The organism is Alteromonas sp. RKMC-009 (assembly GCF_003584565.2).
Classification (GTDB): domain Bacteria; phylum Pseudomonadota; class Gammaproteobacteria; order Enterobacterales; family Alteromonadaceae; genus Alteromonas.
In genome coordinates this window covers 2,694,339-2,718,476 of sequence record NZ_CP031010.1, presented here as the reverse complement: position 1 = coordinate 2,718,476, position 24,138 = coordinate 2,694,339, and the positions used below count along the sequence as shown (strand labels likewise).

17 protein-coding genes are annotated in these 24,138 nt (G+C 48.6%); 9 read left to right on the top strand and 8 right to left on the bottom strand.

Annotated features, from left to right (window positions below; translation table 11 throughout):
• Positions 1–51 precede the first annotated feature (51 nt).
• On the top strand, positions 52–1,446 hold the full coding sequence (locus DS731_RS12045) for a transporter substrate-binding domain-containing protein (RefSeq protein ID WP_119501558.1): 1,395 nt from the start codon (positions 52–54) through the stop codon (positions 1,444–1,446).
• 27 nt (positions 1,447–1,473) lie between these two features.
• Here DS731_RS12045 and DS731_RS12040 read toward each other — a convergent pair whose 3' ends face one another.
• Both DS731_RS12040 and sbcB read right to left on the bottom strand, forming a co-directional pair.
• The gene (locus tag DS731_RS12040) at positions 1,474–3,135 is read right to left on the bottom strand and encodes a DUF342 domain-containing protein (protein ID WP_119501557.1); all 1,662 of its coding nucleotides are present in this window, start codon (positions 3,133–3,135) and stop codon (positions 1,474–1,476) included.
• Between the two features lie 87 nt (positions 3,136–3,222).
• On the bottom strand, positions 3,223–4,653 hold the full coding sequence (gene sbcB / locus DS731_RS12035; RefSeq protein WP_119501556.1) for an exodeoxyribonuclease I: 1,431 nt from the start codon (positions 4,651–4,653) through the stop codon (positions 3,223–3,225).
• Positions 4,654–4,783: 130 nt separating this feature from the next.
• Here sbcB and DS731_RS12030 point away from each other — a divergent pair, with 130 nt between their 5' ends.
• Both DS731_RS12030 and DS731_RS12025 read left to right on the top strand, forming a co-directional pair.
• Positions 4,784–5,800 (top strand): isoaspartyl peptidase/L-asparaginase family protein, encoded by a 1,017-nt coding sequence (locus DS731_RS12030; RefSeq protein WP_119501555.1) that lies wholly within the window; start codon positions 4,784–4,786, stop codon positions 5,798–5,800.
• Positions 5,801–5,899: 99 nt separating this feature from the next.
• A complete protein-coding gene (locus DS731_RS12025) occupies positions 5,900–6,322 on the top strand; it encodes a CBS domain-containing protein (protein ID WP_119501554.1) in 423 nt (140 codons plus the stop codon).
• 88 nt (positions 6,323–6,410) lie between these two features.
• Here DS731_RS12025 and DS731_RS12020 read toward each other — a convergent pair whose 3' ends face one another.
• Entirely contained in the window at positions 6,411–8,288 is a 1,878-nt protein-coding gene (locus DS731_RS12020; RefSeq protein WP_161599150.1) for a phytase, read from the bottom strand.
• Positions 8,289–8,368: 80 nt separating this feature from the next.
• Positions 8,369–11,062, bottom strand: a complete 2,694-nt coding sequence (locus tag DS731_RS12015; RefSeq protein WP_119501552.1) for a TonB-dependent receptor — start codon at positions 11,060–11,062, stop codon at positions 8,369–8,371.
• 323 nt (positions 11,063–11,385) lie between these two features.
• On the opposite strand from DS731_RS12015, the gene DS731_RS12010 reads away from it, so the two are divergent.
• Together DS731_RS12010 and DS731_RS12005 are read left to right on the top strand one after the other, a co-directional pair.
• Positions 11,386–12,285 (top strand): GGDEF domain-containing protein, encoded by a 900-nt coding sequence (locus DS731_RS12010; protein WP_119501551.1) that lies wholly within the window; start codon positions 11,386–11,388, stop codon positions 12,283–12,285.
• Positions 12,282–13,307, top strand: coding sequence for a helix-turn-helix transcriptional regulator (locus tag DS731_RS12005; protein ID WP_119501550.1), 1,026 nt, complete (start codon positions 12,282–12,284; stop codon positions 13,305–13,307). Before DS731_RS12010 ends, DS731_RS12005 begins: the two co-directional genes overlap by 4 nt.
• A 31-nt stretch (positions 13,308–13,338) precedes the next feature.
• Here the strand turns inward: DS731_RS12005 and DS731_RS12000 are convergent, their stop codons facing one another.
• On the bottom strand, positions 13,339–14,184 hold the full coding sequence (locus tag DS731_RS12000; protein ID WP_232373549.1) for an IS3 family transposase: 846 nt from the start codon (positions 14,182–14,184) through the stop codon (positions 13,339–13,341).
• On the bottom strand, positions 14,181–14,681 hold the full coding sequence (locus DS731_RS11995; protein WP_119500931.1) for a helix-turn-helix domain-containing protein: 501 nt from the start codon (positions 14,679–14,681) through the stop codon (positions 14,181–14,183). Before DS731_RS11995 ends, DS731_RS12000 begins: the two co-directional genes overlap by 4 nt.
• Before the next feature lie 177 nt (positions 14,682–14,858).
• Between DS731_RS11995 and hrpA the strand changes: the two genes are divergently transcribed.
• Positions 14,859–18,704: an ATP-dependent RNA helicase HrpA gene (gene hrpA / locus DS731_RS11990; protein ID WP_232373561.1), complete on the top strand. Its 3,846-nt coding sequence runs from the start codon at positions 14,859–14,861 to the stop codon at positions 18,702–18,704.
• 182 nt (positions 18,705–18,886) lie between these two features.
• Positions 18,887–19,189, top strand: a complete 303-nt coding sequence (locus DS731_RS11985) for a PilZ domain-containing protein (RefSeq protein WP_119501548.1) — start codon at positions 18,887–18,889, stop codon at positions 19,187–19,189.
• 20 nt (positions 19,190–19,209) lie between these two features.
• Here the strand turns inward: DS731_RS11985 and DS731_RS11980 are convergent, their stop codons facing one another.
• Positions 19,210–20,403 (bottom strand): class I SAM-dependent rRNA methyltransferase, encoded by a 1,194-nt coding sequence (locus tag DS731_RS11980; protein ID WP_119501547.1) that lies wholly within the window; start codon positions 20,401–20,403, stop codon positions 19,210–19,212.
• Positions 20,404–20,536: 133 nt separating this feature from the next.
• Here DS731_RS11980 and DS731_RS11975 point away from each other — a divergent pair, with 133 nt between their 5' ends.
• Positions 20,537–21,514, top strand: a complete 978-nt coding sequence (locus DS731_RS11975) for an NAD(P)H-quinone oxidoreductase (protein WP_119501546.1) — start codon at positions 20,537–20,539, stop codon at positions 21,512–21,514.
• Positions 21,515–21,549: 35 nt separating this feature from the next.
• Positions 21,550–22,017: a GyrI-like domain-containing protein gene (locus tag DS731_RS11970; protein WP_161599149.1), complete on the top strand. Its 468-nt coding sequence runs from the start codon at positions 21,550–21,552 to the stop codon at positions 22,015–22,017.
• 887 nt (positions 22,018–22,904) lie between these two features.
• On the opposite strand, the gene DS731_RS11960 is transcribed toward DS731_RS11970, so the two are convergent.
• A complete protein-coding gene (locus DS731_RS11960) occupies positions 22,905–23,987 on the bottom strand; it encodes a methyl-accepting chemotaxis protein (protein ID WP_119501542.1) in 1,083 nt (360 codons plus the stop codon).
• Between the last annotated feature and the right edge of the window lie 151 nt (positions 23,988–24,138).

Genomic DNA, 24,138 nt, shown 5'->3' with positions numbered 1-24,138 from the left:
CGTTCAGTGAGTTTGCCACCGGTAGTTTTTCTTTTCCCCGAGGTTGTTTGTTTGCCAAAACGGTATTTATTCCTGTGTCTTGCGCTGGCCGCTTTAGCCGGCAAATTGCCGGTGGCCTATGCTGCCGGAGAACAGGTCGTAACCTACTGTATCGACCCGGACTGGATGCCTTATGAAGCCATGCGTAACGGCAAACACATAGGGATCTCCGCAGATTATCTCGATGTTATCAGTAAGCTCTCTCATCTTAAGTTCGAACTCATCCCCACGGAGAGCTGGCAGGATTCGCTTGCGGCCGTAGAGTCCGGCGCGTGTATGGTGACGACAATGATCAACCGTACCCCCTCAAGAAGCCACTTTTTGAACTTTACTACCCCGTATATAGAAGTACCTAACGTACTGGTAGGCCGTAATGGTACGCCTATGGTTCAGGGGTTTGAAGGTGTCGGCAATCGTATCGTCGGGGTGGTCAGCGGTTTCAGGCATGCGGAATACCTTGCCCGCTACTATCCTGATTTGCTTACGGAATATGTTGATTCTGAGGTGAGCGGGTTACAGAAGCTATCTAAAGGTGACATCGATTTGATGGTGGGTTCACTGATGGGCGTTTATTCTGCAATTAACGCTCACGACTTTTCAGATCTGCAAATTGTCGGTTTTGCCGAGCCTTTTGATATGCTTTCCTTTGGTGTGAATAAAAATCACGCCGAACTGGTTCCTTTACTGAATAAGGCGATTTCGGCTATTCCTGAATCCCGTAAAGTTGATATTTACAAACGCTGGAATGCTGTTCGTCAGGTAAAACAGGGCCGGTATGGGTTTGTGCTCGGTATCGTGTTTATCGCTATTGCACTTGTTGCTGTAGCCGCCTGGCGAAAACGGGTAATTAGCAGTTACCAGCGCCAAATCAGCCAGAAAAACGATGAAATTGAAAGCTTGCAGTCCTCGTTACTCGAAAAGAACCGGACACTGGAGTTTTTATCCACGCGGGATGAAGTAACCGGTTTATATAACCGCAATTATTTCATGCAAAAGGCTGAAGAAGAGATCTCCAGGCATCTGCGTTTCCAGAGTCCGTGCACACTGATTGCAATTGAAATTACTGAAAACGGCAATAAACTCAGGGCCGGAGCACACACAGACAGTTTATGTAAACGACTCACCAGTGCTTGTTTAACCACGGTAAGAGATGTGGATATTACTGCAAGGTGCGAGCCTGATAAGTTTATGATTTTATCACCACAAACGACCCTTGCGGCAGGTGACAGTCTGGCAAACCGTTTACTTGAGTGCCTGAAAGCGGAAGCAGATCCCACAATAATTTTTATCACCGGAGTGGCTGAACTGCAGAGCGGGCAACGTTATTCCGAATGGAACGATGACCTTAACAGAGCATTGAGTGCTTCCCGTCGTCAGGGCGGCAACGTAGTCGCTTTAGCAGAGTAGGTGTTGGAAGAGTAAGGCCGGCGAGGCTTAGCCGGAGGTATCCGGCTCATAGTGCCACTGATGACCTTCATAGCGGATTTTGCAGCGCTCGTATTCCCGTTCTGAGCGCCAGTTACGGTTATTCAGTTTGGCTGATACGCCGGCGTAAATTCGTTTGTTGGCCTTCAGCTGAATTCGGTTTTCATATTGCGTTTTCAGCTTCTTCAATTCCGACGCTTTCAGTTCCAGCCAGTTTAATAACGCTGTTTCATTATTCAGAAGAGATTTTGCTTCGGTTATTTTGTGCTTTAAATCTTTATGGATGGTACGACCGGAGATGACCTCCAGCTTTTCTCTGTGGCGGGAGTTATTCTCCCGTAACTGACGTAGCAGTTCATCAATGGTTTCTTTACGCTCCATCAATGCACTCATCCCCGCAGTAAAATCAACTTTCAGCGTACTGCCTGAAATCGCGCCCAGTGTGCCGGCTTCAACTTTGTCTTCGCAGACGATTTCGCAGGCAAACAGATTACCCATTGGTTTGGATATGTTTCCTATAGTGACAGAACCACCGGCCTTCAGGCGGCTGTAGGCCATTTGTCTGCCCACGGTAATATTCTTACCGGCAATAATATCCAGCCCCTGGCCATGCTGAACGTGAATGCTGCCGCCTGCGATAAGCGTGCATGCATAACCTTCAGCGTTATCGGTAACCTTACCCATTGCACCTTCAGTGATGATGATATCGCCGCCGGCTTCAATGATTGCAGATTCAACAAAGCCGTTAATCGTGATGTCTTTGGTTGCTTTGATTTTCATTTTCTCTGCAACATCACCATTCACCAGAACAGCACCGTCATAGGTGACATGTCCGCTGCCCACATTGACACCATTGCAGATAAAGGTGTCGTCAATATTCATGCGGAGTTCATGGTATTTCGGCATCCCGGAAATCGTCGCCACCAGCATGTTCTCATCTTCATTACTGACGGCGGTACCGGAACCCATTTTAAATTCCAGCCATTCACCGGGCTTGGGGTAAAGTACCGTGTCTTTAACGTCATAGCCTTTACGGCCTTGAGTCGGTGCTGTTCTGCGCACTACCGGTGTGCCGGTTTTCACACAAATGACGTCGCCAAGATTCCGGAGATCCGCTTTTTCGCCGTCACTGGTCTGAGGCTTGAGGACCCGCTCAAGTGCATTCGGGACCAGCGGTATAAATCTTGAACCCTTTCCATTTCTGGGAGGGAGCCCCTTGGCCACTACAGCCTTGAGCACCTGGCCAGGTTCTGCTTTTTCCGCTTCTTTCAATAGCATATTGATGTGGCGCATGCCAACGCCACGGCGTATGCGCTGTTTCCAGGCGAGGTTACGGATAGTGATGGCATTAGGCATTCTGCCGCCGTAGGGAGCTGTAAGCCGCAAAGTGGCGTGCATGTTGTCTTCACTGACAACAAAGTCGACTTCTGCATGACGCAATTCAGCAATGTCTGCGGTAACCGGTGTCTTGTCGCCGGTTTTATGATAGAGGTTTGCTTTGTCACAGGCTGATTTCAGGGCTTTTTCTGACAGATAAAAATCGCTGTAAGCACCACTGGCTAATTCAGATTTAATGGTGCTCAGATCTGCTTCCTTTTCCATTTCGGCAGGAAGTAAGCTAAGGGTGACAAACTGAGTATCGCTGTTGTAACTGAAAGAAATACCTTTCATCTTCTGTTCCATGAGACTACGCCAATACCATATCGGCAAACTGCTACTACGTCTTTAGTCTACTTTATAGTGACAGTTGCGATGAGGTCAAAGGTTTTGAGCGTATTGATATAGCGCCCTGAGTATAGCTTGTCTGTTCGGATCGTTCTGATGCTCATGCGCCAGCGTTTCCAGTTCCATCATAAACAGTTCGAGGGTAACCGTGGCGGGCGAATCTTTATCAGTCAGCCTGTATTGTCTGTGTGCCTGCCAGCGGTGCATTTCATCAGCATTCAGCGTGTAAGGATAATTACGTGCACGATAACGGAACAGCAGGGTTTTTAAGGTCTGGTTCTGTGTTTGTGATGCCAGCCGGTCAAGCGCTTCCGGTGCGCTGGCATGCACCTGCTCACACCAGCGGCGCTCTTCATCTGATAAAAATCCACCACTGTAAAGGGAATGATCGGCATCATTATCAGCGTCATCATGAGGCGTGTTATACACATCAGACAACTTTTGTGTGATATCGCTGGCCGCTAAACGCTTGTAATTTTCCAGGCACTGCTCTCTGTTCAGCCCCAGCCGCTCAGCATTTTCTTCCGTCATGGCTTTTGCCGTAGTGACAAAAGGCGACCGGTTGATGTGAATAAGCTTTAGACCGGGACGGGGTTCATCCCCCAACTCTGATGCCGGTGTGTACAACTTTTCACGAATAGTATCCGCATCATCGTTTAGTAATGGTTCAACAGGCTGAGACAAATCGACGGCGATAATGGCGTTACTGTTAACGGGGTGCATAGCGATTGGCATTACCCACGTGCAACAACCCTGACTGGCGGGAATTTTAGATGAAATATGCAACAGCACAGAAGGCTGCTGCAGATTAATCTGCTTTAACACGGCATGTTTGCTGCGCAATGAAAACGCATAGTCATAGAGTTTTGGTTGATGCTGCCTGATTAATTTTGCCAGCGCGATAGTAGCGCGGACATCCGAAAGTGCATCGTGAGCCTGACCATGTTCCAGTTCATTGGCTTTGGCCAGTTCTTCTAATTTGAATACCGGTGTACCATCGTCTCTCACCGGCCAGTTAATACCCTCAGGACGCAGGGCATAGCAGGCCCTGGCGAGATCAATAATATCCCAGCGGGAATTGCCGTTTCGCCACTCTCTGCCATAAGGGTCATAAAAGTTGCGATAAAAGAGGGTGCGGCTGACTTCATCATCAAAGCGAATACTGTTATAACCAACCACGCAAGTGTTCGGCTGGCTCATTTCTTCATGGATACGTCTGGCGAAATCAGCCTCAATCATACCGTCACGCATTGATTGCTGTGGTGTGATGCCGGTGATCAGGCAAGCCTGAGGATGGGGCAACACATCATTGGCAATTTGCGCCATGATATTAACGGGCTTTCCAATAACATTTAATTCTGCATCGGTACGGATGGCAGCAAATTGAGAAGGGGTATCTTTGAGCGGGTTAGCGCCCCAGGTCTCGTAATCGTGCCATAGCATTGATGGCGCATATTGTGTCATTGGTAAACAAAATCCATTAGAAAAACGTTACGCGGGGCACTATACCAGCGCAGCAGGGTGCAAGCCAGTTTGCGGCTGATGAACTGATCCTCCGGACGACGTTAAACATGAACAACAACAAGGAAAAGGAATGAAAAAGTTTCTCGCGGCTGTGATGTGCAGCGCTTTGACATTAAGTTCGCAGGTAGTGGCGGCTGAAGATAAACCGGTGGCTATTGTTATCCACGGCGGCGCCGGAACCATTTTAAAGAAGAATTTCACGCCGGAACTGGAAAAAGCCTACAAAGATACCCTCAGTGAAGCAGCAAAAGCAGGCTACGCTTTGCTTGAGCAGGGCGAACCCGGTGAAAAGGCAGTGATTGCTGCCATTCAAATTCTGGAAACTTCACCGTTGTTTAATGCCGGCATCGGAGCTGTGTATACCTGGGAAGGTGAACACGAACTGGATGCCTCATTAATGCACGGCGGCACCCATAATGCCGGTGCGGTGGCCGGAGTAAAAACCATCCGCAGTCCTATCGCTGCAGCGTCGGCCGTCATGCACTTATCACCCCATGTCATGCTATCCGGTGAAGGGGCAGAAGCTTTTGCAGAAGAGCAGGGACTGACGCTGGTGGATAATCATATCTTTGACACTGAAAGACGCCTTGAATCACTCAAAAAGGTGAAAGCCCGTATGGAAAGTGCTGGTTTGTACGGCGATCAAAAAGGCAATGAACGTTTCGGTACAGTGGGCGCTGTCGTGCTCGACAGTGAAGGCAATCTGGTAGCCGGTACTTCAACCGGCGGTATGACCGCCAAGTGCTACGGCCGCATAGGCGATTCGCCTGTGATTGGTGCCGGTACCTGGGCTGACAACGACAGTTGTGCGGTGTCGGCGACGGGGCATGGTGAGTTTTTCATCCGTTATCACGTTGCTGCAGATATTTGTACCCGTATGAAATATCAGGGCACAACGTTAAAAGAGGCGTCTGATACAGTTATTTTTGATGTGCTCAAACCGGTGGGTGGTGACGGCGGCATTATTGCCATTGATAAAGAAGGTAACATTGCAGCTCCGTTTAACTCAGCGGGCATGTACAGAGCGAAAATTGACGGCAAAGGTGTTCTTTCCGTGGGCATTTTTGAGCAATGGGAAATATTGTAAAAATTATGTACAAATCCGGCTGAATTTATTCGCGTCCGGGCCACGGAGGGTCTAGGCTGAAAGTAACGACACGTCATGGTGACGTACTGGAGGCTAAACATGGAATCTTTGCAAGTAAGCGATTATATGAATCATCATCCGGTGAAATTAACCGAAGACATGACCGTTGCCGAAGCCGTTGAAAGACTTCTGGCAAATAACCAGACCGGTGGCGCTGTTCAAAATGCGCGGGGGCAGGTGACGGGGTTCTTATCCGAACAGGATTGTCTGAAGATGATGATTGAGTCGAGTTATTATCGTGAGCAAGTGTGTCGGGTGAAAGACATTATGCAAACTACCGTCAGTGCAGTGAAACCCTGGAATTCTGTACTGGAAGTGGCGCAGCGACTGATTAACGAACGCCCGAGGGTTTTTCCTGTTATCGACGATGACGGTGCTCTCGTTGGCGTAATAAACCGTGCCGCTGTACTAAAAGCCATTGATAAGCAGCTTCAGTCGGGTTACGACAAAATGGCTGTTTAAGTTACCGCTCACAACGGCAGACATCCAAAAGAAGAAACCCTTGCTATTAACCATAGCAAGGGCCCGTTCTTTGTTTTGCAGTGAGCTGTTATTTCCGGCGGTGCTGGCGGATAAATTCTGCAAGCAGTGAACCGGAAACCAGCTTGAAGTTTTGTTGCTGTGAAGGCATCACGTTGTGTCCATCCTGGACAACCAGCAAGCCATCCGGCAGGTTTTCACCGAAGGGCAGAGACATGGTTTCCAGCCCGTCTGTTTCTGAAACACCGTCGATGCCTTTTTTAAGATCAGGCACAATATCAAACGTGCCTAACAAATGGTTATCCGTTGTGGCGTAAACGGCATAGCGGTGATTGCCCTGACTGGACACTATCAGATAACGTTCCCCGTCCACATCAAACAGGCCCATACCTTCAATATCGTCTTTTACCGCACCTTCTGCTTTTGCAATCAGTGACGGTTCAGGGTTACTGATATCCAGGCTGCGTTTCCATACGCCGGCATCTTCTTCGCCGTAATACAGCATGGCATTTTCATCATCTGCCACGCAGCCCTCGGGCTGTGAAGGAACGGTAAACCGGTCGATGATTTTGCCCGTTACAGTGTCGTCTTCAAATGAGAGGCGATGCCGCTCGTAGCTGCCATCCGTATCGTTTACCAATACGTCAACACCGTTTGTATGTTGATACAGGCAAAGACCGTAAAGATCGTTTAATTGCGAGGGCAGCTTACCGGCAGGTACAGCGTTTCTGGTTGCCGGGTCCAGCAGAAATATATCAACCGTGCGGGTAGTGCGGTTTGACGCTGCGGCTATGGCAAGTTCCTGTCCGGCTACCTGCCAGCGGGACCGCACATCGACGTTATTTAGTCTGCCTGCACTGAGATGTTGAAGTCGCTTGCCTGAAAGATCATACAAGTCCAGCCCGGATTTTTTGTCTGTACCGATAATCACGGAGGATTCCGGTGTTTTGTCGTTGTACCAGATAGCCGGATCGTCAGCAGCATCACCAAAGCGGGCAACGGGATCGGTTTGGGCGAATGCAGTTAAACGTCCATCTGCTGATTGTGTGCGGCGGGTCGCCGTTTGCGTTGCTGAAACCGGTAATACAGCGGTAAACAGGCTTTCGCTGTTATCGTCATAAAGGCCGAGTACAGTATTGTTGTTAAACGGGGCAGCCCTGACTGCTTCCCATTTATGTTCTCCGTTTATTTTAAATTCACTGATGCTGTCATTGCGGAAAACATTCACCACCGGGGCGTCAGGGGAAACGAACACTGTCAGTCCGGCTGCCTGGCCGACACCTTCAACGCCTTCGCTAGTTACGCCGTGCTGTTGCGTCAGAATAAGGGAGCGGCCATCACCGGCTTCGGCGTGATGGTCGTATTGCCACAACCCGGTATTTTCATCAGCCAGATACACATAGCCGTTTTGAACATCGGCCTGGCAACTTTTAATGCCCGGGCCCGTGTTAACGGTTCGTATTTCTACAAAGTGATCGTCTGCCAGCCAGTGCTGCTTCATTTGTCCTGTGGCGTCTGCTGTAGTCAGCGTCAGATTTTCACCGGAAACAGATAAACACAGCGCTTCAATGTCAGCCAGATCTGCCTGCAGCGATTGCTGTTTTTCAAACTCTTTAGTACCGGTGTTGTAGCGGTACAGCTCAACACCATAGGTATCGTTGTTAAGCGCTGCAACCGTCAGGGTGCCGTTATGCTGCAGAATATCGGATTGACTGAAGTGACCGGGTAGTGTGCTGATTATATTCTGATTTTTACCGGTCAGAATCAGGCCCCGGGTTTCGCTGGTAACCAGATAATGCAACTGATTGTTAATGACCAGCGGGGTTAACTGATTACCTTCAATTGAAAAGGCTGTTGCATCGATGGTGACAGGGTCGGCTATTAGCTTTCCCGGCGCAAAAAGCAGAGAGGCAAACAGAAAGGCCAGGGGAGTATGTTGTTTTTTCACATTAAATCTCATTGAAATCGTTAGCAGTCTGAGGGAAGAAAATCGTGGTGCAGCATCAGCCGCACCACGGTGCCTGCAGGTTACATTTGCCAGGTAAATCCAAGTTCAAATGTACGACCGTATTCTTCGTACTGCGCATTGCGGTTTCGCTGGTCGAAATAGTGGTAGTAAGGCTCGTCACTCAGATTAATGCCGTTGAAATAAATCAACATGTCATCATTGATGTAATACTTGCCTGAGAAATCAAGCTGGTGGTGGTCGTCTTCCATACGAAGCATATCGCCATCGATTTCTTCCAGGTTCTCGCTCTTGTACGTCATAGTAAGACGCAGGCTGACCAGGTTGTTTTCGTAGCCTAGGGTAAGGTTACCCACCGTGTCTGACTGGTTAGGCAGACTGGTTTCAAATGTTTCACCGTCAAGCAGGGTAGTAGCATCAGAAGACGAGAACGTACCGTTCGCTGACATTAAAAAGCCGTTATCAAAGGCTTTTACCCACGACAGCTCAAGGCCGTGTAAGCTGGCAGACTCACCGTTAACAGGCTGTACCACTTCGTCATAGCCTTGCCAGTCTTCTGTACCGGCTACGTCTGCATACACGACAAAATTATCAATGTCTTTATAGAAGTAACCGGCAGACAGCACACCGATTGCACCGGGATAATACTCAACAGACAGGTCTACGTTGGTAGATTCGTAAGGCTTAAGTTGCGGGTTACCCACTTCGGCTTCCCGTGCTGTGACAAAACTGTCGCCGTCTTCTTCTGTCTTGCTCTCGATGATCTGGTATGCCGCCACATCTTCAAACTTAGGTCTTGCGATAGTTTGTGTAAATGCGCCGCGCAACACGACTTTATCATTCAGGTCGTATCTGAGGTTCACACTTGGAAGCCAGTTGTCGTAGTCACGGTCCGCGTTCCAGGCGGTATTGATCACTTCTTCAACGTCCGTTTCTTCATTTTCAACCAGTTCAACCCGCATACCGTCAGTGCTGAAGTCCGTGCGCTCATAACGTAAACCGGCAACCACACGAAGGGCATCAATGTTGGCTGTTACCATGGCGTAGGCCGCGAAGATATCTTCATTGTTGACATAAGACGCCCCGTTAGACTCAACTTCTGAGTCCAATTCGGCCAGCTCAAGAGCACTGCGGTTACTGTTGAAGTTATTTCGCAGTGCGTTTCTGTCCAGTCCGTCGCCAAAATCACCAATATTCCAATCCGGAGCAGCAGTTTCAAATCCTTCACCTGTGATGCCATCAAAGTCACCATCATAAATGGATATCTGGCTTGTATTCACTTTTTCACGGCTGCGGTATTTGCTACCAAATTTAAACTCGCCCTGATAATCGCCTAAGGTAATACCGCGGACAAAGTCAATTTTTGCACTCGTCTCGGTATCCTTCATGTAGTTATCTTCAAAGCTGATTTCGTCTAAATCATAATTGGCCAGTTGCATGGCTTCTGCATTCTGTGTGAGCTGCGGAATGCGGGTGTCGAGGTCAGCACTGACGCTGGCATTTTCCTGAACGAACGTGTAGTAAAGGGCATCCGGTTCGTCTTCCTCAGACTTTGCATAACCCAGCTGCCAGTTGATATCCCAGGTATCCAATTGGTGTTCACCGCCGGCCGCAACGGTCATAATGGTTTGCGTCTCGTATCTGTCTTTACTTTCACGGGCAATTTCAGAGTCTTCGCCATCAAAGGTGAAAATGTTCGCCTGACGGTATTCATTGTCAGAAAACTCGCTGTAAAGGGTGCGAAGGAAATACTGATTGTTGAAGTCCGGACGGAAATCGAAATTGACCGCAGCACCTAAACGCTCACGGGTGATGGTATAGTCACGCTGTTCCAGTTCATCATCGCCGTTGCTTTCAATATTGTCGGAACCAAAATCACGTTCGAACCATGAAAGCGCAGCGGCAACACCAAAGGATTCGTTAAACTTGTGTGTCAGGCTGCCAGACAATTTCGGACTGGTTTTATCTACCAGTTCATTGTGGCTGGCCTGCATAGTAAGTTTGGCTGTGTCCTGCTGATAATCAAAGGCACTGACACTTTTCACTTCGATGGCACCACCGATAGCGTCACCATCCATATCTGCTGTGACCGATTTTGACACTTCAAGAGTCTGAATCAGTTCTGACGGGATAACATCCAGTGCTACAGAGCGCACACCGGCTTCAGGAGAGGGGATGTTAAGTCCGTTGATGGTAACGTTATTTAAGTTAGGATCGATACCGCGGATCCCGACAAAGCGACCTTCACCCTGGTCCCGTTCAATCGACAAACCCGGTAAGCGTTGCAATGCTTCAGCGGCATTCTGATCAGGAAACTGACCAATGGCGTCAGCAGAGACAATGGATGAAATGCGATCAGATACCCGCTGCTGGTTAATGGCACTTGCCTGGCCGCTGCGTTGTCCTTTCACAAGAATATCGGCGATGGCTTTGCCATTATCAGACAGTGCAATAACAGGAGAAACAATGCCTGTTTCCGTTACATTAACCACTTCTGTGACAGGTTGCGCGCCCAGATAGCTAACCTGAAGCGTGTAGGCACCTGCGGGCAGAGAAGGAAACCGGAAGGTGCCGTCTCTGCGCGATTCGGTAATAAGATTCAATTCTTTAAGTGTGATTTGAGCTCCCGCAAAAACACGGGAGTTGTCTTCGTTTGTCAGTTGTCCGGCAATTTCTCCGGCATTCACTGACAACGCAGCAGAAGAAAGGCTGAGCGCAGCTAAACAATGAGTGGTCAATTTTGAAAGACGAAGCATGAGTGCATTCCTGAATTTATAACGTTGTGTTAAGTGACTGGCCGCTACGCTAGAAAGAGTTAATGACAATTTTGTGACCGCATGATGACAGTGACTGTCATAAATGCCTGATTTTATTATTTATTATTGTAAAAATAAAATGGTGAGCCATTTTGACCCTCCATTAACTCTTTGAAGTTATTTGAGTTTTTACGATAACGGGGAGTTTGACGCAGTAAATGATCACCGGACTGTCACATTGGTGAGCCAAAATGACCCTGTTATCACAGATATAAAACGGGTAAATCATCACTTCCCCGTCTGATTTAAGGTTATTACAGGTTATGAATGCGGTTTATCGTTACCGGCAAAGTCATCTCATTGGTGCCAGTATTGGCGCTCAGTGCATTGCATTATATTTGAGTCTTTCCCATGGCCAGTTAAAGCTAACTGGCGAGATTGCCTGGCTGGATGTCACCGGCGAGGGCAGCGTTATGCTGTTCGCATTTGCCTGGATTATTGCTGCTATTGCCAGCCGGCCACCAGGAAGGGTAACTACCTTGCTGGTGGCAGGCCTGAACTGTTTTGCATTTACCGCATTGCTCGATTTTCTGGATGAAATGTTCACTTATTCCGCAGCTTCAGACTGGTTAAGCATGCTGGAGTCTATGCCGGCTGCCTTTGGTATGGTGATCATGACAGCCGGATTGCTGGGCTGGCACGACGAGCAGAAAGCCCTGAACAGGCAATTGCAGCGCAGAGAGTGGGCTTTACGTAATCATGGACAGATAGACAGCGTCACGCAACTCTATCTGGCGGATTACTGGCAGGAACGCCTCACAGACCTGAAGCAGCACGGGGGCAGAGGCAGTGCCATTATGATAGATATAAATGGCTTCTCACGGTTTAACGAAGCCCACGGTTATGCCGAAGGTGACCGGTTTTTGCAGGAAATTGCCCGCTTGCTGGTCATGCATGTGCGTGAGTCAGACCTCGTTTGCCGTTATGCAGGAGACCGTTTCGTGATTTTAATGCCTGAGACAGCACATCCGGATGCCCGCCGGATTGCCGGCGATATTCAAACGTCGGTACATTGTCTGGCATTTAAAAGCGGCGCCAATACAACGGCCTTGTTTCAGTCTGTCCGTACCGCTGTTGCAGAGTTCGATGAGCATCATGACAGCGGCAGGGTGCTGTCAGACCTGCAGGACCAGTTGAACCATCAGGATACGCAGGCAGCATGAAACAGCCGGGTCATCAGTTTTCTCCAGCGCCTTTGCTGAATCCGGAAGCCCGGTGCGTCAGCGCATTGCCGTTTTGCCAGACGCTGCTTAATGTGGCGTGTGCCAAAGGGGCAGATAAAAACAAGGTGCTCAGGGGAACAGGTATTTTCGACACAGACCTCACGCAGGAGCGTGCTTTTTCGCCGCTACAGATAGCTGCCCTGGTGCTGAATGCAGATAAATACGCCGGCGTGCGGGATTTTGCCTTTCAGGCCGGACAGGCATTGGCAACATCACAATATAGTGGTGTCCTTAAAGCCATGGGATACAGTAAAAACCTGAGGCAGGCTTTACTGATTTTGCGTCGCTTTACATCTCACATATCGCCGTTAGTGTCGTTTGGTGTTTACCCCCGGCCGCAGGGTATAGTGATCGCGTTGCGGGACAGTGCCGGCAAACATAAAGCGTTCGATGTTGCATCACTCATGGTCTGTTCCGCATTCATCGCGTTAACGAAACAATGGTGCGGTCAGAGACTGCCACTGAGTTTTCATTTTCCGTTTTCCCGCCCCCGTCATATTGCGGAATTCGAAATGCATCTCGGACGGCGCCTGCATTTCGATTCTCCCTGTTTTTACATTACGGTAGATAACGCATCACTACGGAAACCTTTTTTGCATCATGATGGTTATTTGCTTAAAGCATCGGTTTCTCACTATAAAAAGCAATTAATCAGCGGTGGACAGCTGCCGGATTTTATTCGTAATGAAGTTATGCGTAACCCGCATCTTTGCGCTACAGACCTGGCATCAGCGCTGGATATCAGCCCGGCAACACTGAAGCGAAGACTAAAAGCCTGTCATTGCACATTTTCAGCACTGGTTGATGATGTACGGCGGGAACAGGCCATATTTCTGTTACAAATTTGCCGGTTATCTAACGAAGAGAGTGCCTTGCGGCTTGCCATTTCTGACCTTACAAACTTCCGGCGCGCAGTAAAACGCTGGACAGGTTTAACCCCCGGCGAATTGCGAAGCCGTTAAATGAAGTGACCCCATAAAGTTGGACTCATTTCTAAGCGGCTGCCAAGGCCTGATTTCGATATTGTATCGGACTCAGGCCTTTTAGTTTCAGCTTAATACGCTCGTTGTTGTAATAGTCGATATATTCTTTGATGCTTTCAATCAGTTCGTCGGCATCGTTGAACTTCTCGTTGTGATACATTTCCGTTTTTAATATGCCGAAGAAGTTCTCTGCGACGGCATTGTCTAAACAATTTCCTTTCCTGGACATGCTTTGAACTAGCCCGTTTGCTTTGATGTGATTTTGGTACTCTTTATGTTGGTATTGCCAGCCCTGATCCGAGTGAATAAGCGGCTTCTCATGTCGCTGTAGCTTACTCGTCGCGGTTTTGAGCATGTCTGTGACTAGTGGCAGTGCAACCGATGTGCGTACTTCATAGCTGACAACCTCTTGGTTAAACAGGTCAATTATCGGTGACAGATAGACTTTCTGGTCTTTGACTTTAAACTCAGTCACATCGGTCACCCATTTTTGATTTGGCTTCACTGCCGTAAATTCTCGATTAAGTTCATTGCCTGCGATTCTGCCGACTTCACCTTTATAGGACTTGTAACGTTTAGGTCTTACCTTGGATTTTAACCCCAGCTCATTCATCAGGCGTTGTACGCGCTTGTGATTAACTATCAAGCCTACTGTTCTCAGCGCAGAAGTAACTCTGCGATAGCCGTACCGCCCTCTATGTTTATGAAAGATAGTACGTATTTTTTCGCTTAAGCCAATATCGGGACACGACCGTTCTAGCGTATTACGATGATAGTAATAAACGCTTTTCGGGAGTCCTGTGATTTTTAATAGATTTTGTAAGCTGTAACTAGCCTTGAGCTCTTCGACAACTATCGTTTTGTCTTTGCTTTTTTCTTTCTGGCTTGAGCCAAGGCTTCTAACTTTTTTAGAACAGCATTCTCCGCACGTAAATAGTCCAACTCTTCTCTGAGTTCCTTCTCCGTCATTTCAGTTGATGGTTTAGGTGCAGAAGGTTCTTTTTTCACGCGAGGTTTACCTTTTTTCTTTGGTTTTAGACCGGAGATACCATCGTGAGCATAAAGCTTTTGCCATTGGAAAAGAATCCCAGGGGACGATAAATCGAAGAAGGCGCTGGTGTAACTAAGTGACCAGTTGTTAGCTGCCATTGTTTTCAACACATCTGTTTTAAATGCTTGAGAATATGGCCTGTGAGTAGACCTGAAGCTTTCAGCGCCATGAATTCGATAAACAGCAGTCCAATATCGGACCTGCCTTTCTGTGACATTAAATCTGCCACCTATCGCCGAAGAACTTTCAGATAAAGCACACTCAGCTACTTTGAGCTTGAAGGCTCGAGGATGTTTGGACATAAAAAGACCCCCAGTAATTGGAATGTCCAACTATTGGGGGTCACTTCAAAACAACATAACGGCTTTATGGTAGACTCTTCCTCTTTTTCGATGTCCCAGAGTAGTAAGGAAAGAGTCTTGTCTTCTGAGCCAGCCGCGCCTTCTGTTTCTTCATTATACGACCAGTTGTCATTGTGTATGCTGGCCGATCGTTTTCCTTTACGCCGTCGCATTCAAAAACTCAGCGGGTTGATTAAATCTCAGTCTGAACAGGCGGCTGACGCCATCAGTGATGTTTTGCAGCGCATTGATGCGTCAAAAGCGAAACGTGCTTTGCGGGCGGAGAATTTGCCGGCCATTGAATATCCGCCGTTACCTGTCAGTGATAAAAAAGACGACATCAAACAGGCCATCGCCTCTCATCAGGTGGTCATTGTGGCGGGGGAAACCGGCTCAGGAAAAACCACTCAGCTTCCGAAGATTTGTCTGGAGCTGGGTAGGGGCGTGGACGGCATGATTGCCCATACCCAGCCAAGACGACTGGCTGCCCGCAGCGTGGCAAGCCGTATTGCTGAAGAACTGAATACGCCGTTAGGTGAAAAAGTGGGTTTCAAAATCCGCTTTTCAGACCAGGTCAGCGACAGCAGTTACGTCAAGCTGATGACCGACGGTATGTTGCTGGCAGAGATGCAGCAGGACCGCTTTTTAAATCAGTACGACACCATCATTATCGACGAAGCCCACGAACGGAGTCTTAATATCGACTTCCTCCTCGGGTATCTACGTCAGTTATTAGATAAGCGTCCCGAACTTAAGCTTATTATCACATCGGCGACCATCGACCCTGAACGCTTCAGCAGACATTTTAATGACGCGCCGATTGTTGAAGTGAGCGGCAGAACCTATCCGGTGGAAATTCGTTATCACGATCCTGAAGAACGGGAAGATGACAACGATCAGACTGATGCCATTGTCCGGGCCGTTGATGAGCTTAAACGGGAAGCGCCCGGAGACATTCTGGTGTTTTTAAGTGGTGAGCGGGATATCCGCGATACCCAGGATGCACTGCAAAAGCAGCAATACCGGAACACTGAAATTGTGCCTTTGTACGCCAGATTGTCGGCAGCAGAACAAAACCGTATTTTCCAGTCTCACAGTGGGCAGCGCATAGTGTTGGCCACCAACGTAGCGGAGACCTCGTTAACGGTGCCGGGCATTAAATACGTTATTGACCCGGGTACCGCGCGTATTTCACGGTACAGCGCCCGCAGCAAAGTGCAGCGCTTACCCATTGAACCGGTATCTCAGGCGTCTGCGAATCAGCGGGCCGGACGATGCGGGCGGGTATCAGACGGGATCTGTATCCGCTTATACAGTGAAGAAGATTATCTTGGTCGTCCGGCGTTTACCGATCCGGAAATTCTGCGTACTAATCTCGCGTCTGTCATCCTGCAGATGCTGGCGCTGGGGTTGGGGGATATCGGCGCATTTCCGTTTGTTCAGCCACCGGACAGCCGCAATATAACCGATGGCTTCAGGTTGCTTGAAGAAATTCAGGCGATTAAGCGGGGTAAAGGCCAGCCAAAGTTAACGGACATGGGCCGCAAAATTGCCCGCTTACCGGTTGATCCCCGCTATGCCCGTATGGTCATCGAAGCCGGGCGCACGAATGCGGTGCGGGAAGTCATGGTGATTGCTGCCGGTTTATCTATTCAGGATCCCCGTGAGCGGCCACAGGAAAAACGTCAGCAGGCAGATGAAAAACATAACGAATACCGTGATAAAGACTCAGACTTTATCAGTCTGTTTAATTTGTGGCAGTCGTTCAGAGAACAGCAAGCTGCGCTGTCTAATAATCAGTTGCGCAAGTGGTGTAAAGCGCAGTTCATCAATTATCTGCGTATGCGTGAATGGCAGGACATTGTCAGCCAGCTTAAAAAATCTGTAGCGGAAATCGGTTTGGGGATCAGCAAGCAAGATGCTGATTTTCAGTCAGTACATCAGGCGCTTTGCAGCGGTTTGTTGTCGCACCTGGGCATGAAAGACAAAGAGCGGGAATATCTCGGCTCACGTAACTCTAAATTTATGATTTTCCCGGGCTCAGGTCTGGCAAAAGTACAACCTAAGTGGATCATGGCGGCAGAGCTGGTGGAAACGTCCCGCCTGTTTGCCCGCATGAATGCGAAGATTGATCCGGTATGGGTGGAGCCTCTGGCAAAGCACGTTACCCAGTCCAGCTATTCTGAACCACACTGGTCTAAAAAGCGCGGCGCTGTGGTGGCTTTTGAAAAGGTCACCCTGTTTGGCTTGCCCATCATCCCGAAGCGGGCTGTGGTTTACAGTCAGATTGATCCGCACGTGTCTCAGGATTTGTTTATCCGTCACGCGTTAATTGAAGGTGATACCAAACTGAATAACAGCGTGCTGGCAGATAACCAGGCATTGCTTGATCAGGTGGATGAGCTTGAGCAGAAAACCCGGCGCCGGGACATCATGGTTGACGAAGAAGCGCTGGTGGCCTTTTATGCACAGCGTTTACCGGTGGATGTTAATAACGAAGCCGCGTTTAAAAAGTGGTGGCAAAAACAATCCGACAAGAACATTCTCGCCTTCACCGAAGAGGATGTGTACCGCCAGCAGCCCGGCGCGAAGACCGCCAACGCCTTTCCCGATGTCTGGAAGCAGGGCAATATTACGCTGCCTTTACGGTACCATTTCGAGCCCAATGCCGATGATGACGGGGTAACGGCAACCATTCCGTTACCCATATTAAATCAGGTATCAGATAAGGGGTTTGACTGGCTGGTGCCGGGTTTACAACACGAACTGATTGTCAGCCTGATTAAAAGCCTGCCTAAACGTTTACGCAAAAATTTTGTGCCTGCACCGAATTATGCAGAAGCCTGCCTTGAAGATATCAGCGCCTTTGACAAGCACGGTCAGCCGGTGCCGCTTTTACAGGCTTTGTCTGACAAACTGCGCCGTATGACCGGTGTTATTGTGGAAGAAGAAGAGTGGCAGCTCTCTCAGCTTGAACGGCATCTCAAAATGCACTTTGCTGTGGTTAATGACAAAGGTGAGGTGATTGCCCGTGGTGATGATCTGGAAGCATTGAAGAAGCAATGTCAGGGGCAGGTGAAAGCCACCTTTGAAAAGGCCGCAACGCCGGAACTTGAGCGTAAAGGGCTGGAAAGCTGGGATTTTGAAAAGCTGCCGGAAACCTTTACGCAAAAGATGGGGGGCTTTGAAGTACAGGCGTTTCCCGCTCTGGTCCGCCGTGGTGACAAAGTTGATATAGTACTGGTGGACGAGCCTGAAAAAGCGAAACAACAGCATCAGGACGGCGTCAACGTGCTTATCCGTAACGCCATGCCGTCGCCGCTCAGCTATCTGCAAAGTAAATTGCCGAACAAAGCAAAACTGGGTTTGTATTTTAATCCTTTCGGCCAGATCAAAGCCCTCATTGACGACTGTATACTGGCCGGTATTGATGATTTGGCCAACACGTTTAAACAATCACAAGGTGTTGAAATACGTGACGCTGAAACCTTTAAACAGTGCGTCGATTTTGTCAGGGCTGAAATTAATGATGTGGTGCTGGATATTGCCGGTCAGGTGGAAGAGGGGCTCACTCTCGCACACCAGTGTCAGAAGCAAATGAAGGGCAATGTACCGCTCAACATGGTCAGTGCCCTTGGCGATGTGAAACAGCATCTGTCTATACTGGTTTATCCCGGTTTTGTCTCTGATTTAGGACGCGGAAGACTACCGGACTGGAACCGCTATATTAAGGGACTGGCGCGACGCCTGGAAAAGCTGCCCATTGATCCGAATAAAGACCGCATGCATCAGCAAACCATTGAAAAAGCAGTGACTGCGTTCAATAAAGCCTGTAATAAATACCCGCAGAATAAGGCACCTGCTGAGCTGCTTGAGATCCGCTGGATGATTGAGGAACTGCGTGTTTCTCTGTTTGCCCAGCAACTTGGCACCGCCTATCCGGTATCAGCAAAAAGAGTTTTAACTGCGCTGGAAAACTTTTAATAAAAAAGTCGCGTAAAGGTATGTGATATCGCAAAAAAGCGTGATGGATATACGCTGATATTACAACACATATCAAACTTTCGGTGACTCTTCGGCGATCTCAGTTGACATCGCCGGGGTGTCGTCCTATAAGTGATGAAGTATATTACGAGGTTGCGACCAGAGGTTGGGAGAAGTAAGACATGTTAGGATACGACGATAAACGTAATTTTTTCAGGATGATGGTTAACTCGCCTTGCCAGGTACAGATTAACGACGAAGAATCCAGCCGTACTCATCAGGCAGTATGTAAAGATATCAGTGCCACAGGCATGTCTCTGGAAGTTGAAGAGCCATCCATTGAAGTGGGTACGCAGGTTAACGTTTCTATCGACTCCAACAGCTCCCAGATCCCGTCCTTGTCGGCCATTGCAACCGTGGTTCGCTGTGTGCCTGAGACAGACGCCAGCTGTATTATTGGTGTAGAAATTTCAGAAATGAAGTAACTAACCAATGAAGTAACTGATTAAAGATCAGTTACTTCACACACCAGACCCTTCAGGTAATAACCTTCCGGATACGTGCCAATGACAGGGTGGTCTTTGGCCTGAGTCAGGCGTTCAACAATCTTAATTGTCTTACCGGCATCCAGCGCGGCATCGGCCACAATCTTCTGAAATAAATCTGCCGGCATCAGCCCTGAGCAACTGAACGTCAGCAGTAAACCGCCTGATTTCACCGCATGCATACCGTACATATTAATGTCTTTATAGCCACGTGATGCGCGGCCCAGTGATGCTTTGCTGTCGACAAATTTGGGGGGATCCAGGATCACCATGTCAAACTGTCGTTGCTCTTCGTGATACTTACGCAGAACCTGAAACACATCACCGTTCACCATGTCGCAACGGGCACTGTCGAGATGATTGATTTCAAGATGCTTTGCCGCAAGCTCAAGCGCCGGATCAGACACATCCACATTGGTGACATGTTTCGCGCCGCCCTGTAATGCATAGCACGAAAACGTGCCGGTATAACTGAAACAGTTCAGCACATCTTTGTCTTTGGCGTAACGGCCGGCAGCGGCACGGGCATCACGCTGATCGAGGTAAAAGCCGGTTTTATGGCCGTTGCGAATATCTACCTGAATCTGAATACCATTCTCCAGAATTGTGACCACCGGTTCCGGATCGCCATGAAGCGTCTGCACCAGTGGCTCCAGTCCTTCTTTTGCACGCACATCCACATCGCTGCGTTCAAAAATGTCTTTCCCTGGCAACACTTTTTTCAATGCCCACACAATCTTGTCTCGTTGCTTATCAGCACCGGCGCTTAAGAGTTGCACCACAATCACCGTGTTGTACACGTCTATAGTCACGCCGGGCAATCCGTCAGACTCTGAAGCGATGAGGCGATAACTGTTAGTGTTTTCGTTTATCACCAGGTTTTCACGAAGGGTGAGGGCAGTAGTAAGACGGCGAACAAAAAAGCCATTGTCTACGGGTTCATCTTTGTTAAAGGTCCACATGCGAACCCGTAACTGGGATTCAGGAGACCAGGCGCCACGGCCCAGCCAGTCGCCTTCTGCACTTACCACATCAACAGTGTCTCCGCTGCGGCAACGTCCGTTAACCGTGGCAACGGCGCTGGCAAAAACCCAGGGATGACGACGGCGCAGTGATTTATCACGTTGAGGTTGTAAGACGACGGTGGCAGACATTGTTATGATAACCCTTAGATGTAAGTGGCGCGCAGTATAGCTTTTCTCATTATCAGGCGCGACTTTTGAACCGAATATTTATGACGACCATAGGTATCTTTGAATTCAGATCGTCAAACGAGGGAGTACAGCGATGCGATATATCGATTTTGACAAGGGCGCGGGGCCCGAATCTTTGAAAATCAGTGAAACGGATACGCCTGCTATCGCCAGTGGCCAGGTGCTCGTTAAAGTGCATGCATTTGGGGTAAACCGCGCCGACACCTTGCAGCGTCAGGGAAAATACCCGCCACCACCAGGTGAAAGCGACATTCTCGGGCTCGAAGTGTCCGGGGAAGTGACTGACGTTGCCGATGATGTCACTCAATGGAAAGTGGGCGATAAGGTGTGCGGTCTGGTAGCGGGTGGCGGCTACGCTGAATATGTGGCGGTAAATGCCCGTCATCTTATGCCGGTGCCACAGAGCATGTCGTTGACACACGCAGCAGGGCTCACGGAGGTGTTTCTTACTGCCTGGCAAGCATTATTCACCATTGGTAACCTGCAACCTCAGAATAAAGCCCTTATTCATGCCGGTGCCAGCGGTGTTGGCCTGGCTGCACTGCAGCTTTGCAAACTGAAGGGCATTGCCACAGCGACCACCGCGTCTTCTGAAGATAAACTAGCACAGTGTCGTGACATGGGCGCTAACCTTACCATTAATTACAAAGAACAGGATTTTGCAGCCGTTTTGAAAGACACCTGGCCCGAAGGCGTAAACTTTGTGCTCGACTTTGTGGCAGGGGATTATCTGAACCGTAATTTAAAAGTACTCGCGCAAGATGGACACATTGTTTACCTGGCCATGCTGGCAGGACGCTTTGCTGACAAGTTGGATATGGCATTGATGTTGGGCAAGCGCGCCCGCATTCAGGGATCAACACTCAGAAACCGCAGCGATGCTTACAAGGCTGATTTGATCCGCGATTTCTGCGAACACGGACTGCCTGGTTTTGACGACGGTACACTCACTGTGAACGTAGATACCGTATTGCCGGTTGAGGAGGTCGCCACTGCTCATGCCCGCCTTGAAGCCAATGACAGTCGCGGCAAAATCATTGTTGAGTGGTGATGGTGTTGAATAGTAAAACTACAGACAGGACCACTATGAATGCGTCGGAGCCTGCGTTAATTCAGTTTGAAGGTGTAAAGCTGGCGCAGCTTCTTCACAGAGGTTCACCGCAAACGCTGATGGCTTCTGTTGGGGTCTTTATTCAATGGCGCAAGTTGAATGGCTCGCCGCCTTCTCAAAGCCGGACGTTTAATATCTTTTATTCAGATCCTAGCACTACTGAACCTGAGGCATCTACCTTCGGTATTGCAGCAGAGCATGACAAAGATATTGCGCCGAATTCTCAGGGCGTTTCTGAGTCTCACATTCCAGCTTTGCATTGTTTAAGCTGGATAGAAACAGGCTGTGACGGAAAGTTACAACAGCGCATTGAACAGGTTATTGGCGAAGGGGGTTATGACTGGCACTTTGAACAGTTCCCACCATTCATAGAGCGACTGCGCTTTTACCCGGATGTGGCCATGGCAGAGGCGCAAAGTAGGGTGTATTTGCCCGTGCGTTAATCAGGTCGATTGATTCCGAACGACTGATTTGTGCGCAGGCTGTGTGAAAACTATTGATCACCTTTTGGTCTAAGTATGCGTTTTATATGATTAATCAGTCTTACCTATTGATCCTCAATCTGGGTGTCAGTTGGTAAAATGAAACTATCAAAAAGCTGATAGTTTTCAGGTATATGTCAAAATTTATCGAAGACCAAAGCAGAACTTTAAGCACGAGGTTTCCCGAAGTTCTGGATTACTATTCCAATTATCTCATGGAACTCGATAGGGCAAATCGCCAGTCCCGAGCTGATCGGGCAGGGACTCACCAATTGCTTACAAAGACGCTAAAACACGTTAAAACTGACGTGAGTCTGCAAGTCTTAGCTTACAACTTTAAAAAATGATGAAAATCATGGGGGGGGAGGACTTATATCCGCATTGACAACCTAAGAAATGCGGCAACACTCATTCAAAATTTTTATAGACCCAGAATTACGGTATAGAGCTATCACAATGGTACCGGTAAAAATTGAGTTTTCACACAGCCTGTACGTAAAGCGGACATCATATTCTTTCTTCTGAAAACAATGATATTGATTTTTACAGTAGTGAAAACTTTTTCAAAAGGTCAGTCGGTAGTACTCGATATATGCCATTTATTGTCTTTGGCATCAATGTCACAAATCGTGACTTGTCACCTTGAGTTTCGTGACAGAGCTAGAACTTTATCGATGGAGGGCAAGCAATACGATATCGTCCACTGCCTGAAATCTACGATGGCTCTGAAGCTGTCAGTTATTTTTTATATACGCAATGGGGTTATTGGCTTCATGAGCAATGCTGGCAGTCAGCTGACTAAGCAGTGTTATACGCTCAGCAATTGCAGAGATATCCAGAGCGGTCCGCTATAACGGGTGTCCGGCTATTCTGTCTAACAACTCCATGACCTGCTTGCTGGCGGCTTCCATTTGCTCCAGAAGTTGTTGTGCCTTTTCATTCTGCTGATTAGCGGCTGCATTCATTGCGTCTACACCACAACGATGGACGGTAGAATGGGGTTGGTCAAGTTTTTTGTATGCATCCAGCCCCGCAATACCGGTATTCTGTTGTTGCTGATACCACTTACCCAGTCTGCAGGACAGATGATCAGCAAACTCGCTGGCGGCCTTATGACTCTTCTGCAGAATCACGGCATATACCTCACTTTTCCACACAACATGGTCCAGTTTCACCGTCTGTACAAAGGTCTGATGGGAAGACTCACTGATAGTGTCTTTCATGCTCATACAGTGAGACATCATGCGGTCATAACTGCCACGCAGATGCTGGATACCGTCAGAAAGTTGAGTATTGTTGCCCTGCAACTCATCCACAACCGTCACAGCAGACCGGGTAGACTGAATAATTCCTTTGACCAGGTCGGCGACTTCGCTGGCAGACTTGTTGGTTTCATTAGCCAACGCTCGAACCTCATCCGCAACCACACTGAATCCGCGCCCTGCATCCCCCGCCCGCGCAGCCTCAATGGCCGCATTCAGTGCCAGCAGGTTTGTCTGGTCTGAAATACTGCTGATTGTAGTCACAAAACGGTTGATGTTATCCGCCGTCCCGGACAAGCCGGATATTTCATTATTCATTCTGCCCATTTTATTATCAAGCTGACCCATTTCACTGAGAATGGACTGCAGCGAGTCAGAACTTGAGCCGAACAGCTCACTGAGATCTGAAATACTGTCTTTCTCTGCAGAAATATTCAGAAAGGAACTGAGTACCGTTTCGCGGATCCCGCTAATCTGCTGCAACGATTCCAGCATGGCATCCAGAAGGCCGTTTTCGATAGTACGATCAGGTTCAGCCTGAACGGCTCCGTGAAATTCCCGGGTTTCAAGCTCAAGTTGAGAGATACGGTCTTTCAGCTGCTGTGTTTCTCTCTGGCTTTCCAGTAGAGCCTGACGCTGTTCATCGAAAGTGGAACGGAGTACAAACATAGTGGGTCCTGAATTTTATCTGCAACTTTCATTCTAGCAAAGGCGACGACAGAATATATTATCCGTAAGTCCATATCACGCATTTAACTGAGCGGTTGTGACCGTTCAATCAGGGGCGGAGTGAGAATATGGTCCGTATCATCCACTTATA